We start from the raw sequence: 15,405 nt of genomic DNA, 5'->3' as shown, positions 1-15,405 counted from the left end.
CCGGCAGGAATCAGCGTCCCGCCACCGGCACTGGCCGCCGTGCCGGGCCGACCCCATGCAGAGGGGATCTTTTGACGGAAACCGCCTGATGATCCCGTTGTCGATCCTCGACCTGGCCCCGGTCTGCGAGGGCAGCGATACCACCGCCGCCTTCTCCAACATGCTGGAACTGGCCCAGCATGCCGATGCGCTGGGCTACCGCCGCTACTGGCTGGCCGAACACCACAACATGCCCGGTATCGCCAGCGCGGCCACCGCCGTGCTGATCGGGCACGTTGCCGGTGGCACGCAGCGCATCCGTGTCGGTGCAGGCGGCATCATGCTGCCCAACCATGCGCCGCTGCAGGTGGCCGAGCAGTTCGGCACGCTGGCCTCGCTCTATCCGGACCGCATCGATCTGGGGCTGGGGCGGGCGCCCGGCACCGACCAGCCGACCGCCCGCGCGCTGCGGCGCTATTTCGACAGCGCTGACCAGTTCCCGCAGGATGTGCGTGAGCTGCTGCATTACTTCGAGCCGGTCCAGCCCGGTCAGGCGGTGCAGGCCGTGCCTGGCGGCGGCCTGCGGGTGCCGACGTGGATACTGGGTTCCAGCCTGTTCGGTGCGCGCATGGCGGCATCGATGGGGCTGCCGTACGCCTTCGCCTCGCACTTCGCCCCGGACGCGATGGATGAGGCGCTGGCAGTCTACCGCCGCGAATTCCGTCCTTCGGCCACGTTGAAGCAACCGCACGCGATGCTGGCATTGAACGTGGTGGCCAGCGACAGCGAAGCCGAATCGCGCCGCCTGTTCACCAGCCAGCAGCAGAGCTTCGTCAATCTGCGCCGGGGGCGTCCCGGCAAGATCCCGGCACCGATCGACGACATCGAATCGTTCTGGGAGCCGCACGAGAAACTGGGTGTCGAGCGGGCATTGGCGTGCACGGTGCTGGGTGATCCGCAGCAGGTGGCCGAGGGTATCGCCGCGTTCGTCCAACGCCATCGACCTGACGAACTGATGCTCACCGCCAATCTGTATGACCATCGCGCGAGGCTGCGCTCGTTCGAGCTGACCATGCGGGCGTGGCACGATCGCCACGCGGGCTGAACGATTGCATCACGGCGCATTGCAGACCTTCCGCGTCTGATGGGGGCTCCCTACCCCTGGAGCTCCCCATGTCGGATTCCCGCGCAGAACACATCGCCCAACTGGCCGAACTGATCAAGGACGTGGAGGTGGCGATGTTCACCACGGTCGGTGTCGATGGTCGCCTGTACAGCCGTCCGCTCGGCACCCAGCAGGTCGCCTTCGATGGTGACCTCTGGTTCGCTACTGCAGCCGACAGCCCGAAAGTGGCGGAAATCGCGCTCAATCCGCGGGTCAACGTGGCCTACGCTTCGACGTCGAAGAACACCTATGTGTCCGTGGCGGGCAATGCGCGCATCGTCGACGATCGGGCCAAGGTGGAAGCGCTGTGGTCGCCAGCGATGAAGCTGTTCTTCCCCGGCGGCAAGGACGATCCGAACCTTCGGCTCATCCACGTGCAGGCCGAATCGGCCGAGTACTGGGATGGGCCGGGCACGCTGCTGGGCAGGGCGCTGACGTTCGTGCTGTCTGCGGTACAGGATGAGCCAGGCCAGCTTGCCGACAACGGTTTCGTCGACCTGCGTTGATGGGCCCGGTTCAGAACCAGCGCTGGAACAGTTCGACGGTGTAGCTCACCAGTTGGCCGGAACTGAAACCAAAGAACGCGATTGCCGCCAATGCTCCGATCCAGTTGACCAGCATCAGCGCGCCGTCGCGCTCGAGCAGGGCCAGGGAGAACAGCAGCAGCTGGAAGCCGAACAGATAGTTGGTGAACGGGATCGGCAGCGACAGCAGGATGCCCAGCAGGACCAGCAGTGCGCCGGTGAACGCGTGAGCCGGCAGCGGCTTGAGCAGCTGCGGCAGGCGTGGCTTGAGCATGCGGTCCAAGCGCCGCAGCGGGCGGTCGATGCGGTCCAGGAACCGGTGCATGGTGCCGCGCTTCGGCCCGCGGCGGGCAATGAAGCCCGGCAGCCAGGGGCGCCGCATGCAGCACAGCATCTGCAGGCCGATGAGGATCACCAGGGGGCCACTGACCGCACCGCCCAGCCCCGGAATCGGGATGAACGATGGCAGGATCGCCACGAACAGGAAAACGCCGAAGGCGCTCTGCTGCAGATCCTGCAGGATCTGGCCCAGCTTCATGTGCTGGGCCGGATCACCCCAGGCGAACATTTCCAGCAGCGTGCGGATGCCTTCGTTGCGATAGGCAGGTGCTGCGTGGCGCGGGCCGGACTCAGGCGGTGAGCTCATCGGCCTGCTCGTCCGACAGCGTGCGCAGCAGCAGCTTGTCCACACGTGCACCGTCCAGGTCGACGATCTCGAAGCGCCAGCCGGCCCAGTCGAAGTACTCGCCCGCGTGCGGGATGCGGCCGAAGTAGTGGATGCACATGCCGGCCAGGGTGTAGTAGTCGCCCTCTTCGGCGTCGGGAAGCTCGTTGCTGCCGATCAGCTCGCGGAGGTCGTCCACCGGCAGCGAGCCGTCCACCAGCAGCGAGCCGTCCTCACGGGTCACCACCAGTGCGTCCTCGTCGGCATTCTCCACCGCCTGCAGGCGGCCGACCACTGCGCCCATCAGGTCGCTGATGGTGACCAGTCCCTGGATCTCGCCGTATTCGTCGACGACCAGCGCCATCGACTGCTGTTCTTCCCGGAAGATCTCCAGCAGCTTCATCGCATGGGTGGACTCGGAAACGTACAACGGCTCGCGCAGGGTCTGGAACAGCGCGTTGTCGCCGCGTGCCATGCGGGTCGCCAGCGATTTCAGTTCAAGCACACCAACCACATCCATGTCGTTGTCGCGATAGACCGGATAGCGCGAGAACTCATGCTCGGCCATGATTTCCAGGTTGCGGTCCAGGCCGGCCTGCGTGTCCAGCCAGGCGATCCGGTTGCGCGGCGTCATCAGGCTGTCGGCGGTGCGATCGCCCAGCCGCATCACGCGGTTCATCATGTCGCGCTCATGGGTGTCGATCACACCTGCCTCGTGGCTTTCGGCCACCAGCATGCGGATCTCCTCTTCGGTCACCGAGGCGGCTTCGTCCTTGCCCAGGCCAAGTGCCTTCAGCACCAGCTGGGTCGTCCTGGACAGCAGCCAGACGAAGGGCAGGGCCAGTTTGGCCAGCCAGCTCATCGGCATGGCCACCAGGCTGGCAATGGCCTCGGAGCGGGTCAGGGCCAGCCGCTTGGGCACCAGCTCACCAAAGATCAGGGTCACGAAGGTGATGAGGGTCACGGCCAGCGTGGTGCCGACCTGGGAGGCGTAGGCGAAGCCGGGCATCAGGCCCTGCAGCCAGCCGGCGATGGCGTCGCCGATGGCATCGCCGCCCAAGTAGCCGGTCAGCACGCCGATGACAGTGATGCCGATCTGGACCGTGGACAGGAAGCTCTCGGGCTTTTCGGACAGCTCCAGGGCCTTGGCGGCGCGCTTGGAGCTGCCGGCCATCTGCTTGAGACGGCTCTTGCGCGAGGTCATGACCGACATCTCGGACATGGCGAAGAAGCCGTTCAACAGAACCAGCGCGAAGACAATCAGGATCATTTCAAACACGGGCGTCGTCCCCGGTTGGTGGCAGGGAGGGCGGGTGCTTGCGATGGCGGCAGGCGCTCAGGAGCAGAGTCCGGCGCGGCGCTGGGGGATAAGGGTCGTCGTCCATAAGGTGCGCCCGAGGGCGCGCTGGCATCTTAGCAAAGGGCCATGGCAAGGTGGCAACTGCCTGTTCAGGTTGGCGGGTTCCACCCCCGGAAAGGGGGCGGGGATACCCGAGATGGTCATCTAGCCGTCATAATTCCGTCCGGTGCCGTCCTTCCCGCGACGGCTGACAGGTTTCTCAATGTTCTCTCTGCAGACCATTTTCGGTTCCGGCAAACAGTTCTACACCCTGCTCGATGAGGCTGCCGTCGCGGCCTCCGACGCCGCCAAGGCGCTGCATTCCATGCTGCGCGAGGCCGACCGCCAGCCCGCGCTGGACGCCTTCAAGCTGGCCCGCCTGCGCGAGCGCGCGGCGTCGGACAAGATCAGTCAGGCGCTGGTGGACAGCTTCATGACGCCGATCGAGCGTGAAGACATCGAAGCGCTGGGGTCGGCGCTGTACAAGATCCCCAAGCAGATCGAGAAGTTCGCCGATCGCTATTCGCTGGCCACGACCCACCTGGAGCACATCGACTTCGCGCCGCGCGCGGCGATGCTGGAGCAGGCCGCCGGCGTCGTGGTGGAGATGGTGGCTGACCTGCGCCACATGAACCTGGACCGGATGACCGCGCTCAACGAGAAGCTGCGCTCGCTGGAGAACGAGGCCGACCGGCTGATGCTGGAGCTGTACCGTGACATCTATTCCGGGCGCCTGGACAACCTGCAGATGTTCCTGCTCAAGGAATTCTTCGAGATCCTGGAAAAAGCCATCGACCGCTGCCGCGAGGCCGGCGTGGTGGCGTACCAGATCGTGCTGAAGAACAGCTGACGGACGCCGCCGCATGTTGACCCTCGTCCTGGTGGTGATCCTGGCTGCGCTCGTCTTCGAGTTCATCAACGGCTTCCACGACACCGCCAACTCCATCGCCACCGTGGTGGCGACCAAGGTGCTCTCGCCCGGCTGGGCGGTGATGCTCGCCGCCTTCATGAACCTGATCGGTGCCCTGACCGGTACGGCGGTGGCGCTGACCATCGCGTCGGGCCTGCTCAACACCAACGTGGTCGATGTCACCCCGCAGGTGATCCTGTGCGCCCTGCTGGGCGGCATCATCTGGAACCTGATCACCTGGTGGAAGGGGCTGCCGTCCTCGTCCTCGCACGCCCTGATCGGTGGCCTGTGCGGCGCCGGCCTGGCGGCCGCCCACAACAACTGGGATGCGCTGATCTGGTCCGAGCGGCTCGGCAGCTGGGCGCAGAACAAGGGCCTGCTGTGGAAGGTGTTCGTGCCGATGATCACCTCGCCGATTGCCGGCTTCCTGCTGGGCATCGTGGTGATGGTGCTGCTGTGGGGCCTGATTGCGGGTCTGGCCAGGATCGGTGGTGCGATCGGCCGCCTGGCCCGTCCGCGCTGGGTCAATGCCTTCTTCGGCAAGGCGCAGATCGTCTCGGCCGCCTACATGGGCTTCGCACACGGGCACAACGACGCACAGAAGACCATGGGCATCATCGCCATGACCCTGATCGGTGCCGAAGCCACCGGTGCACTGGACAACCTGCCGTCCTGGCTGGCCTTCATGCACCCGGATGCGCAGGCCGGTGACGGCATCGCGATGTGGATCGTGCTGACCTGTGCGGTGGTGATGGCCGCCGGTACGGCTTCGGGTGGCTGGAAGATCATCAAGACGCTGGGCCACAAGATGGTCAAACTGCATCCGATCCACGGCTTCGCCGCGGAGACCAGCTCGGCCACCATCCTGACCCTGGCCGCCCATTTCGGCATGCCGGTCTCGACCACGCACAGCATCTCCACCGCGATCATGGGCGTGGGCTTTGCCAAGAATCCGCGTTCGCTGAAGTTCGGCGTGATCGAGCGCATCGTCTGGGCCTGGATCCTGACCATCCCGGCGGCAGGCGGCTGTGCGTACCTGATCCTGAAGCTGTTCGAGCTGTTCGGCTGGACCTGATGCCAGCAACCCTGGGGTCAGAGCCCTTTCCCTGCAGATAGGGATCTGACCCCGGAAATGAAAAAGCCCGCCGGATTCCGGCGGGCTTTTTTCATGGGCAGATCGTTTTTCCGTATCCAGCGTGTCGACCAAGGTCGACACCCACCAACAGCAGCAGGAACCTCGCCAGCCCACGGAAACCCGGCTTTTGCCGTTGCCGTTGCCGTCAGCGGGCGCCGGGCCGCGACCCGGCCGAACCCCTCAGTTGCGCTGGAACAGTGCCTGCACATCCTTGCGGAATGCCGCCTGGCTGTCGGCACGGCTGTAGAACATGTGCCCACCCGGGTAGCTGCGCACCTGCACGCGGTCCGGATTGCTGCCCATCGCTGGCATCTGATCCACGGTCAGGATCGAGCCCATGAACGGGCACGACAGGTCATTCCAGCCGTGCGCGATCAGCACCTGCAGATTCGGATCGATCGCCACCGCCTGGCGCAGCTGGGTCACCGCGCCCTGGCGCAGATCGCCGTTGCGGTCCCACAGCCGGTTCACCTCGTAGTTCAATGCCTGGTAGCGCGCATCGACCTTCCAGCCCACCACGCGGGTGACGAAGTCGACCATCGCGGTGGTGGTCGGCGCGATGATGCTGTCGAGCAGGGGATCGTTGGCGCGCTGTTCCGGATCGTTCGGGAACGGATCAAACGCCGTCACGTTCGAGTCGTAGCGGCTGCCCAGCGTGCCCTTGTCGCGGAACACTTCGCGCAGATAGGCCTGGGTTTCCAGGCGGCCGCCGGCACGACGCACGAACTGCGGGTCCAGCCCGGTCAGCTCGGTGACCCGGCGCAGCATCGCCTCGGTGGCCTGTGGATCGCTGCGGCCCTTCATCAGGGCGGTGGCGTAATCGCCGCGGGTGTACTCGATCACCTCGCGCATCGCCGCGTCGGTCAGGCGGCCCTGGCGCTCCAGGTGCGCCGCTGCGATCGACGGCAGCGTCTGCATCCACGCCATCGGCGAAACGTCGGCATTGTCTTCCAGGGTCGGGCTCAGGTACGGCGAGACCAGCACCAGGCCGTTCATCGCAACGCCCAGCCGCGTCTGCAGGTAGTGGGTGATGCGTGGGCCGCGGTAGCCACCGTAGCTCTCACCGGTGAGATACTTGCGCGACGCCATGCGCTGGTTGCGCAGCAACCAGTCGTAGATCGATCGCGACAGGTACTCGATGTCGGCACTGGGGTTGTACAGTGCCTTCTTGGCTTCGTCATCGCCGATGCGGGCACGGCTGAAGCCGGTGCCGACCGGGTCGATGAAGACCAGGTCGGTGAAGTCCAGCCACGTTCCCGGATTGTCGTGCAGCGTGGCCGGCGCCGACGCGCTGTCGCCCTCCGAGCCGAAGGTCACGACCTTCGGGCCGATGGCGCCCAGATTGAGATACACCGAGGACGCGCCGGGCCCGCCGTTGAGCGCGAAGGTCACCGGCCGGTCCTTGCCGGGCATCGTGTAGGCGGTGAACACCACATCGGCGATCACCTTGCCCTTCTCGTCACGTACCGGCAGGGTCCCCACGGTGGCGGTGTAGTCGAGCGTGCGGCCCGCCAGGCGGATGCTCTGGCGGGTGGAGGCGTCGGCCGGCAGCGCAGGTGCTTCGGCCCTGTCGCCCCTGGCATCGGGCTTGGACTCGGCGGCGGGCGCGGCCAGCACGCTGGCAGGAGCGATAAGCAGGCCGACGCAGAGCGCGGCAGTGTGCAGCAGGAACTTCATGGCACCGGATCGGCAGCGGAAGGGGGTTCCGATGCTAGGCCTCCAGGGTGCCGCGTCGTATGTGTCCAAAGCCATGGCCGGGCGTTGTCGTCGGTTGCGGCCAGATTGGGTCAAGTGGGCAGGGCGCTCGCGGCTTCGTCATCGGCCAGCAGCCCGTACACAGCCGAGTCCGCCAACTCGCCCTGGATGCGCCAGCGCTGGCGCAGGAGGCCCTCACGATGGAAGCCGAGGCGTTCAAGCACGTGCGCGGAGGCCGCATTGCGCGGATCGATCTCGGCTTCGACGCGATGCAGGCGCAGCGTCCGGAACAGGTAGGCCAGCACCTGCTGCAACGCCTCATGCATGTAGCCCCGGCCCTGGACCTCAGGTGCCAGCAGATAGCCGATCTCGGCACGCGCAGCATCGCGATCGACGGCAAACACCACGCAGATGCCCAGCAACGGGCCTTCCAGCGATTCGCGCACGGCCAGCTTGAGCTGGGTGCCGATGGCGTGTGCGGCGAGGTCGTCGTCGATCTGTTCGCGGGCTTCGCCCGGCCGTGTCCAGGCAGGATGGTTCCACCAGCGCATCACCGCCGGGTTGGATTGCAGCGTGAACAACGCAGCAGCGTCATCACGACGGATCGGGCTCAGGACCAGCCGCGTGCTGTGCAGCGGCAGGCCGGGGAACAGCAGCGAGTGGCTGGGCAATGCGGTGGTCCACGCGGATGAGCGCGCATTATGGACCCGCAGGGTTTGCCGATGGGGGTGTAATGCCCCGGAGGGCGGCCTGGACCGGTACTGCCAGGCCATGCAGCCAGAGCCGTTTCCCGACAGGAAACGGCCCCGGCCCGCGCTGGGGTCAGACTTCCAGCGACGCCAGATCGCCCTTGGTCTCCAGCCAGCCCTTGCGGTCAGACGCCCGCTTCTTGGCCAGCAGCATGTCCATCAGCGAACGGGTCTGCTCGCGATCGTCCACGGTCAGCTGCACCAGGCGACGGGTGTCCGGGTGGATGGTGGACTCACGCAGCTGCGACGGGTTCATTTCGCCCAGGCCCTTGAACCGGGTCACGTTGACCGCGCCCTTGATCTTCTCGCGCTCGATCTTGTCCAGCATGGAGCGCTTTTCTTCCTCGTCCAGTGCGTAGAAGACCTGCTTGCCCACGTCGATGCGGAACAGCGGCGGCATTGCCACGAACACGTGGCCGGCGTCGACCAGCGCCGGGAAGTGCTTCAGGAACAGCGCCGTCAACAGGGTGGCGATGTGCAGGCCGTCCGAGTCGGCGTCGGCCAGGATCACCACCTTGCCGTAGCGCAGGCCGCTGATGTCATCCTTGCCCGGATCGCAGCCGATGGCGATGGCCAGGTTGTGCACTTCTTCCGAGGCCAGCACGCTGTTGGAGGAGACTTCCCAGGTGTTCAGGATCTTGCCGCGCAGCGGCATGATCGCCTGGAAATCCTTGTCGCGTGCCTGCTTGGCGCTGCCGCCTGCCGAATCACCTTCCACCAGGAACAGTTCGGTACGCGACAGGTCCTGGCTGATGCAGTCGGCCAGCTTGCCCGGCAGGGCAGGGCCCTGGGTGACCTTCTTGCGGACCACCAGCTTTTCGGTCTTCAGGCGTGCGCTGGCGCGCTCGATGGCGATCTGCGCGATCTTCTCGCCCAGTTCCACGTTCTGGTTCAGCAGCAGGCTGAATGCATCGTGCGCGGCACCTTCCACGAAACCGGCGGCCTGCCGCGAGGACAGGCGTTCCTTGGTCTGCCCGCTGAACTGCGGATCGGTCATTTTCAGCGACAGCACGAACGACACGCGGTCCCACACGTCTTCCGGCGCCAGCTTCACGCCACGCGGCAGCAGGTTGCGGAAGTCGCAGAACTCGCGGAGCGCCTCGGTCAGGCCGGTGCGCAGGCCGTTGACGTGGGTACCGTGCTGGGCGGTCGGGATCAGGTTGACGTAGCTTTCCTGGACCAGCTCGCCTTCCGGCAGCCAGGCCACGGCCCAGTCCACCACTTCGGTGTCCTTCTTCAGGTTGCCGACGAACAGGTCGGCCGGCAGCATTTCGCGCTCGCCCAGCTCCAGCTTCAGGTAGTCGCGCAGGCCGTCCTCGTAGTACCAGGTGTCGACTTCGCCGGTGGCTTCGTCGGTCAGCTTCACGGTCAGGCCCGGGCACAACACCGCTTTGGCGCGCAGCAGATGCTTGAGCGCGCGCACCGCGAACTTCGGCGTATCGAAGTACTTCGGGTCGGGCCAGAAGCGCACGCGGGTGCCCGTGTTCTTCTTGCCGACCGTGCCCACCACTTCCAGCGGCGTGGCGCGGTCACCGTTACGGAAGGTGATGCGGTGTTCGGCACCTTCACGCTTGATGTGCACCTCCACCAGGGTCGACAGCGCGTTGACCACGCTGACGCCGACGCCGTGCAGGCCGCCGGAGAAGGTGTAGTTGTTGTTGCTGAACTTGCCGCCCGCGTGCAGGCGGGTCAGGATCAGCTCGACACCCGGGATCTTCTCTTCCGGATGGATGTCCACCGGCATGCCACGGCCGTCATCGCTGACCTCCACGCTGCCGTCCTTGTACAGGGTGATCTCGATCGAGCGGGCGTGGCCGGCGAGGGCCTCGTCCACCGAGTTGTCGATCACTTCCTGCGCCAGGTGGTTGGGGCGCGCGGTGTCGGTATACATGCCGGGACGGCGCTTGACCGGGTCAAGGCCGGACAGGACTTCAATATCGGCGGCGTTATAGCGGGCGTTCATCTATGTTCTAAAGCGCGGAGCGACGCGCAAGTGTGCGGTCTGGGCGGCGAATTTGCACGCCTGCGGTTCAGCCTCGCCACCGGGGAGGGGGTAAAATGGCAGCCGCTGGAATCCGGACGCCAGCGTCCCCATGTCCCAGCCATACCGCGAGGAGGACTCCATGAAGAAGTTGCTGACCATTGCGATCCTGGCCGCTGCCGCCGTTGCGGTGCCGCTGGTGATGGCGCAGAACGCCGGCCAGCCGGCCCCGCAGCAGGGTGACCAGGCCGACAAGGCACAGGCCGAAGCCGACGCCAAGGCCAAGCGCCGCGCGCAGGCCAATGCGGAGCTGAAGGCCAAGGGCCAGCCGGTTCCGCAGCAGGAAGAAGAGGAAGAGGCGCGCAAGAAGCGCTGAGCGCACGCGCACCCTCCCTTTCCCACGGAAGCCCTGTAGAAGCGGGCTTCTGGCGACGCCACGCCCCCGCAAGGGGGCGTTTTTCGTTCGGTCGGCCTGCACAAGCCTCTTGGGTTGGCGGCCATCTATCTGTAAACTATGGCTTTCCGGGAGTAGTGCGTGTCCACCATTTGCGAATGGGCTGGCACGGCCATGCGTGGCCTCCAGCAATGCGGGTCGCAGGTGACGGTCGATGTGACCGGCGCGGTTGCCCCGACCTCGCGCGATGGTTACCGTCTGGCGCCAGCCGCCGCACGGATCGGCACCTCCCTCGCTGCCCCAGCGAACCGGAAAACCCCCTTCAAGCGCCATGTCCGCCCCCAGGGCGTGCGTGGCGCTGTCGTTTTCCATTTCCAGACAGGATGCTTGCAGCCATGACTCCCTTGATTTTCGTAACCGGCGGCGTGGTGTCCTCGCTCGGCAAAGGCATTGCCGCTGCGTCGCTGGCCGCCATTCTCGAAGCCCGTGGCCTGAAGGTCACGATGATGAAGCTCGACCCCTACATCAACGTTGATCCGGGCACCATGAGCCCGTTCCAGCACGGCGAGGTCTATGTCACCGATGACGGTGCCGAGACCGATCTCGATCTGGGCCACTACGAGCGGTTCGTGCGGACGCGCCTGAGCCGCAAGAATTCGGTCACCACCGGTCGCATCTACGAGAACGTGATCCGCAAGGAGCGTCGCGGCGATTACCTTGGCGCGACCGTGCAGGTCATTCCGCACATTACCGACGAGATCCGTCGTTGCATCGACGAAGCCACCGAAGGCTATGACGTCGCCCTGGTCGAGATCGGCGGCACCGTCGGCGACATCGAATCGCTGCCGTTCCTGGAGGCGATCCGCCAGGTGCGTACCGAGCGTGGTCCGGAGAAGGCGCTGTTCATGCACCTCACCCTGGTGCCGTACATCGGCGCGGCCGGCGAACTGAAGACCAAGCCGACCCAGCACTCGGTGAAGGAGCTGCGTTCGATCGGCATCCAGCCGGATGTGCTGTTGTGCCGTTCGGAGCAGGCCGTGCCCGATTCGGAGCGTCGCAAGATCGCCCAGTTCACCAACGTTTCCGAACGCGCCGTGATCAGCGTGCCGGACGTGGATGTGCTGTATCGCATCCCTTCGGGACTGCATGCGCAGGGCCTGGATGAGATTGTCGTCAACCAGCTGAAGCTGGCCGACAAGGCCGGTCCTGTCGATCTGTCGGTGTGGGAGGACGCGGTCGACGCCACGCTGCATCCGCTCGACGAGGTGACCATCGCCGTGGTCGGCAAGTACGTCGACCACCAGGATGCGTACAAGTCGGTCGGCGAAGCACTCAAGCATGGTGGCCTGCGCCAGCGCACCCGGGTCAATCTGAAGTGGCTGGAAGCGCAGGACCTGGAAGGCACGGACATGGCCGCGCTGGCCGATGTCGATGGCATCCTGGTGCCGGGCGGATTCGGCGACCGTGGTTTCGAAGGCAAGGTGCTGACCTCGAAGTTCGCCCGCGAGAACCAGGTGCCGTACTTCGGCATCTGCTACGGCATGCAGGCGGCCGTGGTCGATTACGCGCGCAACGTGGTCGGCCTCGAAGGTGCCAACAGCACCGAGAATGATCGCCAGTCGCCAAATCCGGTGATCGGCCTGATCACCGAGTGGCGCACCGCCGCCGGTGACGTCGAGAAGCGCGACGACAAGAGCGACCTGGGCGGCACCATGCGCCTGGGCCTGCAGGAGCAGCGCCTGAAGCCGGGCACGCTGGCGCGTGAGCTGTACGGCAAGGACGTGGTGGCCGAGCGCCACCGCCACCGGTATGAGTTCAACAACCGTTACCGCACCCAGCTGGAAGACGCCGGCCTGGTGATCGCCGGCAAGTCGATGGACGACACCCTGGTGGAAGTGGTCGAGTTGCCGCGCGATGCGCATCCCTGGTTCCTGGCCTGCCAGGCGCATCCGGAGTTCCTGTCCACGCCGCGTGACGGCCACCCGCTGTTCATCGGCTTCATCCGCGCCGCACGCGAGCGCAAGGCCGGTGGCCAGTTGTTGCAGGAAGCGCGCGCCTGACTTGCGATGGGGCCCGCCAGGCCCCATCTTGCTCGCTTGAACCAAGTGCATCGGCCCGTTCGATGTAGCGGACAACTCTAAGGAAACGCCATGAAACTGTGTGGATTCGAAGCGGGGCTGGACCAGCCCCTGTTCCTGATCGCCGGCCCCTGCGTGATCGAGTCGATGCAGTTGCAGCTCGATACCGCCGGCAAGCTGAAGGAGATCACCGGCAAGCTCGGTGTGAACTTCATCTTCAAGTCCAGCTTCGACAAGGCCAACCGCACGTCTGGTACCGCTTTCCGCGGCCCGGGCATGGAGGAGGGGCTGAAAGTCCTGGCCGAGGTCAAGAAGCAGATCGGCGTGCCGGTGCTGACCGACGTCCATGAGTACACCCCGATGGACGAAGTGGCTTCGGTCGTGGATGTGCTGCAGACCCCGGCATTCCTTGTTCGCCAGACCGACTTCATCCGCAAGGTGTGCTCGGCCGGGAAGCCGGTCAACATCAAGAAGGGCCAGTTCCTGGCGCCCTGGGACATGAAGCCGGTCGTGGAGAAGGCCAAGGCGACCGGTAACGATCAGATCATGGTCTGCGAACGCGGTGCCAGCTTCGGCTACAACAATCTGGTGAGCGACATGCGTTCGCTGGCGGTGATGCGCGAGACCGGGTGTCCGGTGGTGTTCGACGCCACCCATTCGGTGCAGCTGCCGGGTGGGCAGGGCACCAGCTCCGGCGGCCAGCGCGAACATGTGCCGGTGTTGGCCCGGGCCGCGGTGGCGGTGGGTATCTCCGGTCTGTTCGCCGAGACCCATCCTGACCCGTCCAAGGCCCTCTCCGACGGTCCCAACGCATGGCCGCTGGACCAGATGGAAGCACTGCTCGAAACGCTGATGGAGCTCGATGCGGTGACCAAGAAGCACGGTTTCTCACGCTTCGCGTGAAGTCTGACCCATGGACGGCGCTGGAAACCCAGCGTCGCCGCCGGCACTGGAAACAGTGGCCGTGGGGCCTGATCGCACTGGGCCTGGCGGGGTTGTTCACGGTGGGCGTGTTCGGTCTGGTGCTGATCGGCGCAGCGTCCGTGCGGTCACCGGGTGATGGCAGCAGCGTGCTCAATCTGCGGGCGTACTTCATGGCGCTGCTGGCCGGCGAGCTGTTGACTGCCGGCGGCTGCATCGCTGCCGCCGTGCTGGCTTGGCGCCTGAATCGCGGCAGGGTGGCCGCCGGGCTGGCGGTTGTGCTGCTTTCGCTGTGGCTCGGTGCGCTGTCCTACGGGGTGCTCTGATGAATGCGAGCACGTCTGCACGCTATTGGCCCTGGGGCCTGATCGCGCTCAGGCTTGCGGCGCAGGCATGGCGCCGTCTGTCCGGCCATTGCCTCTGCTTTGCGGGTGCTCCTGGTATCGCTGCTGCTGCCGGGGCGGGGGCCAGCCGGGGCTGACGCCGTTCACGCCATTTGGCAACGGGCGGGCAGCCGGGGATAATCACGCGGCATTCGTTTTGTCGCCCCCTCTCCATACAGGTAACCGGCCCGACCATGAGTACGATCCGCAGCATCCACGCCCGTGAAATCCTCGACAGCCGTGGCAATCCCACGCTGGAAGCCGAAGTCACCCTGGAGGACGGTTCGTTCGGTCGTGCCGCGGTTCCCTCCGGCGCCTCGACCGGCACCAAGGAAGCGGTCGAGCTGCGTGACGGCGACAAGACCCGCTACCTGGGCAAGGGCGTGCGCAAGGCTGTCGACAACGTCAACACGACCATCGCTGCCGCGCTGAAGGGCTTCGAGGCCACCGACCAGTCCGGCCTGGACCGCCGCCTGATCGACCTTGATGGCACCGAGAACAAGGGCCGTCTGGGCGCCAACGCGCTGCTCGGTGTCTCGATGGCGGCCGCGCACGCCGCCGCAGCATCCAGCAAGCAGGCGCTGTGGCAGTACCTGGCCGGCAGGACCGGCGTGACCCCGTCGCTGCCGGTGCCGATGATGAACATCATCAACGGCGGCGCGCATGCCGATAACAACGTCGATTTCCAGGAGTTCATGGTGCTGCCGGTCGGCTTCACTTCGTTCTCCGAAGCGCTGCGCGCCGGCACCGAGATCTTCCACTCGCTGAAGTCGGTGCTGAAGGGGCATGGCCTGAGCACCGCGGTCGGTGACGAAGGCGGCTTCGCACCGGACTTCCGCAGCAACGTCGAGGCGCTGGACACCATTCTCGAAGCGATCGGCAAGGCCGGCTACACCGCGGGCGAGGACGTGCTGCTGGGTCTGGACGTGGCCTCCAGCGAGTTCTTCGAGAACGGCAAGTACAACCTGGTCGGCGAGAACAAGCGCCTGACCTCCGAGCAGTTCGTCGACTTCCTTGCCGACTGGGCCGCGCAGTACCCGATCATCACCATCGAGGACGGCCTGGCCGAGAACGACTGGGCGGGCTGGAAGCTGCTGACCGATCGCATCGGCAAGAAGGTGCAGCTGGTGGGCGATGACCTGTTCGTGACCAATCCGAAGATCTTCCAGGAGGGCATCGACTCCGGTACTGCCAATGCCATCCTGATCAAGGTCAACCAGATCGGCACCCTGAGTGAAACCCTGGAAGCGATTGCCATGGCTGACCGTGCCGGTTATGCCGCTGTGGTGTCGCACCGTTCGGGTGAAACCGAAGACACCACCATCGCCGACATCGCCGTGGCGACCACTGCCACCCAGATCAAGACCGGCTCGCTGTGCCGCAGCGATCGCGTGGCCAAGTACAACCAGCTGCTGCGCATCGAGGAAGCCCTCGGTGCCGGCGCGCGTTACGCCGGTCGTGACGCGTTCGTTTCGCTGAAGCGCTGAG

General features: G+C 65.7%; 14 protein-coding genes. 9 read left to right on the top strand and 5 right to left on the bottom strand.

Annotation, left to right across the window (positions count from 1 at the left end; genetic code table 11):
* Window positions 1–88 precede the first annotated feature (88 nt).
* Both ACVOJ1_RS02655 and ACVOJ1_RS02650 read left to right on the top strand, forming a co-directional pair.
* The gene (locus ACVOJ1_RS02655; protein WP_065181249.1) at window positions 89–1,084 is read left to right on the top strand and encodes an LLM class flavin-dependent oxidoreductase; all 996 of its coding nucleotides are present in this window, start codon (window positions 89–91) and stop codon (window positions 1,082–1,084) included.
* A gap of 68 nt (window positions 1,085–1,152) precedes the next feature.
* A complete protein-coding gene (locus ACVOJ1_RS02650) occupies window positions 1,153–1,650 on the top strand; it encodes a pyridoxamine 5'-phosphate oxidase family protein (protein WP_053519807.1) in 498 nt (165 codons plus the stop codon).
* Between the two features lie 10 nt (window positions 1,651–1,660).
* On the opposite strand, the gene ACVOJ1_RS02645 is transcribed toward ACVOJ1_RS02650, so the two are convergent.
* On the bottom strand, window positions 1,661–2,314 hold the full coding sequence (locus tag ACVOJ1_RS02645; RefSeq protein ID WP_111186061.1) for an exopolysaccharide biosynthesis protein: 654 nt from the start codon (window positions 2,312–2,314) through the stop codon (window positions 1,661–1,663).
* Window positions 2,298–3,602: a hemolysin family protein gene (locus tag ACVOJ1_RS02640; RefSeq protein WP_053519809.1), complete on the bottom strand. Its 1,305-nt coding sequence runs from the start codon at window positions 3,600–3,602 to the stop codon at window positions 2,298–2,300. Before ACVOJ1_RS02640 ends, ACVOJ1_RS02645 begins: the two co-directional genes overlap by 17 nt.
* A gap of 292 nt (window positions 3,603–3,894) precedes the next feature.
* Here ACVOJ1_RS02640 and ACVOJ1_RS02635 point away from each other — a divergent pair, with 292 nt between their 5' ends.
* Both ACVOJ1_RS02635 and ACVOJ1_RS02630 read left to right on the top strand, forming a co-directional pair.
* Window positions 3,895–4,521: a DUF47 domain-containing protein gene (locus ACVOJ1_RS02635; RefSeq protein ID WP_004152833.1), complete on the top strand. Its 627-nt coding sequence runs from the start codon at window positions 3,895–3,897 to the stop codon at window positions 4,519–4,521.
* A 13-nt stretch (window positions 4,522–4,534) separates the two neighbouring features.
* Window positions 4,535–5,656, top strand: coding sequence for an inorganic phosphate transporter (locus tag ACVOJ1_RS02630; RefSeq protein ID WP_053519810.1), 1,122 nt, complete (start codon window positions 4,535–4,537; stop codon window positions 5,654–5,656).
* Between the two features lie 240 nt (window positions 5,657–5,896).
* Here ACVOJ1_RS02630 and ACVOJ1_RS02625 read toward each other — a convergent pair whose 3' ends face one another.
* The 3 genes from ACVOJ1_RS02625 to parE form a co-directional block, all read right to left on the bottom strand.
* Window positions 5,897–7,393 carry a S10 family peptidase gene (locus ACVOJ1_RS02625; protein WP_197570957.1) on the bottom strand — a complete coding sequence of 499 codons (1,497 nt, stop codon included), beginning with the start codon at window positions 7,391–7,393 and terminating at the stop codon, window positions 5,897–5,899.
* A 110-nt stretch (window positions 7,394–7,503) separates the two neighbouring features.
* A complete protein-coding gene (locus ACVOJ1_RS02620) occupies window positions 7,504–8,082 on the bottom strand; it encodes a GNAT family N-acetyltransferase (protein ID WP_053519739.1) in 579 nt (192 codons plus the stop codon).
* Window positions 8,083–8,233: 151 nt separating this feature from the next.
* Window positions 8,234–10,123, bottom strand: coding sequence for a DNA topoisomerase IV subunit B (parE, locus tag ACVOJ1_RS02615; protein WP_053519719.1), 1,890 nt, complete (start codon window positions 10,121–10,123; stop codon window positions 8,234–8,236).
* Window positions 10,124–10,283: 160 nt separating this feature from the next.
* Between parE and ACVOJ1_RS02610 the strand changes: the two genes are divergently transcribed.
* The 5 genes from ACVOJ1_RS02610 to eno all read left to right on the top strand — a co-directional run bounded on the left by ACVOJ1_RS02610 (window position 10,284) and on the right by eno (window position 15,404).
* Window positions 10,284–10,517 (top strand): hypothetical protein, encoded by a 234-nt coding sequence (locus ACVOJ1_RS02610; RefSeq protein ID WP_053519720.1) that lies wholly within the window; start codon window positions 10,284–10,286, stop codon window positions 10,515–10,517.
* 413 nt (window positions 10,518–10,930) lie between these two features.
* A complete protein-coding gene (locus ACVOJ1_RS02605; protein WP_065174923.1) occupies window positions 10,931–12,595 on the top strand; it encodes a CTP synthase in 1,665 nt (554 codons plus the stop codon).
* 90 nt (window positions 12,596–12,685) lie between these two features.
* Window positions 12,686–13,516 carry a 3-deoxy-8-phosphooctulonate synthase gene (gene kdsA, locus ACVOJ1_RS02600; protein ID WP_128989037.1) on the top strand — a complete coding sequence of 277 codons (831 nt, stop codon included), beginning with the start codon at window positions 12,686–12,688 and terminating at the stop codon, window positions 13,514–13,516.
* Window positions 13,513–13,860, top strand: a complete 348-nt coding sequence (locus ACVOJ1_RS02595) for a hypothetical protein (RefSeq protein ID WP_053519723.1) — start codon at window positions 13,513–13,515, stop codon at window positions 13,858–13,860. The genes kdsA and ACVOJ1_RS02595 overlap by 4 nt, the downstream gene beginning before the upstream one ends.
* A gap of 251 nt (window positions 13,861–14,111) precedes the next feature.
* The gene (eno, locus tag ACVOJ1_RS02590) at window positions 14,112–15,404 is read left to right on the top strand and encodes a phosphopyruvate hydratase (protein ID WP_053519724.1); all 1,293 of its coding nucleotides are present in this window, start codon (window positions 14,112–14,114) and stop codon (window positions 15,402–15,404) included.
* The last annotated feature ends 1 nt before the right edge of the window (window position 15,405 follow it).

This window comes from Stenotrophomonas sp. STEN225, from assembly GCF_056756445.1.
The sequence above is the reverse complement of the archived record's forward strand: the minus strand, read 5'-3'. Positions and strand labels throughout refer to the sequence as shown.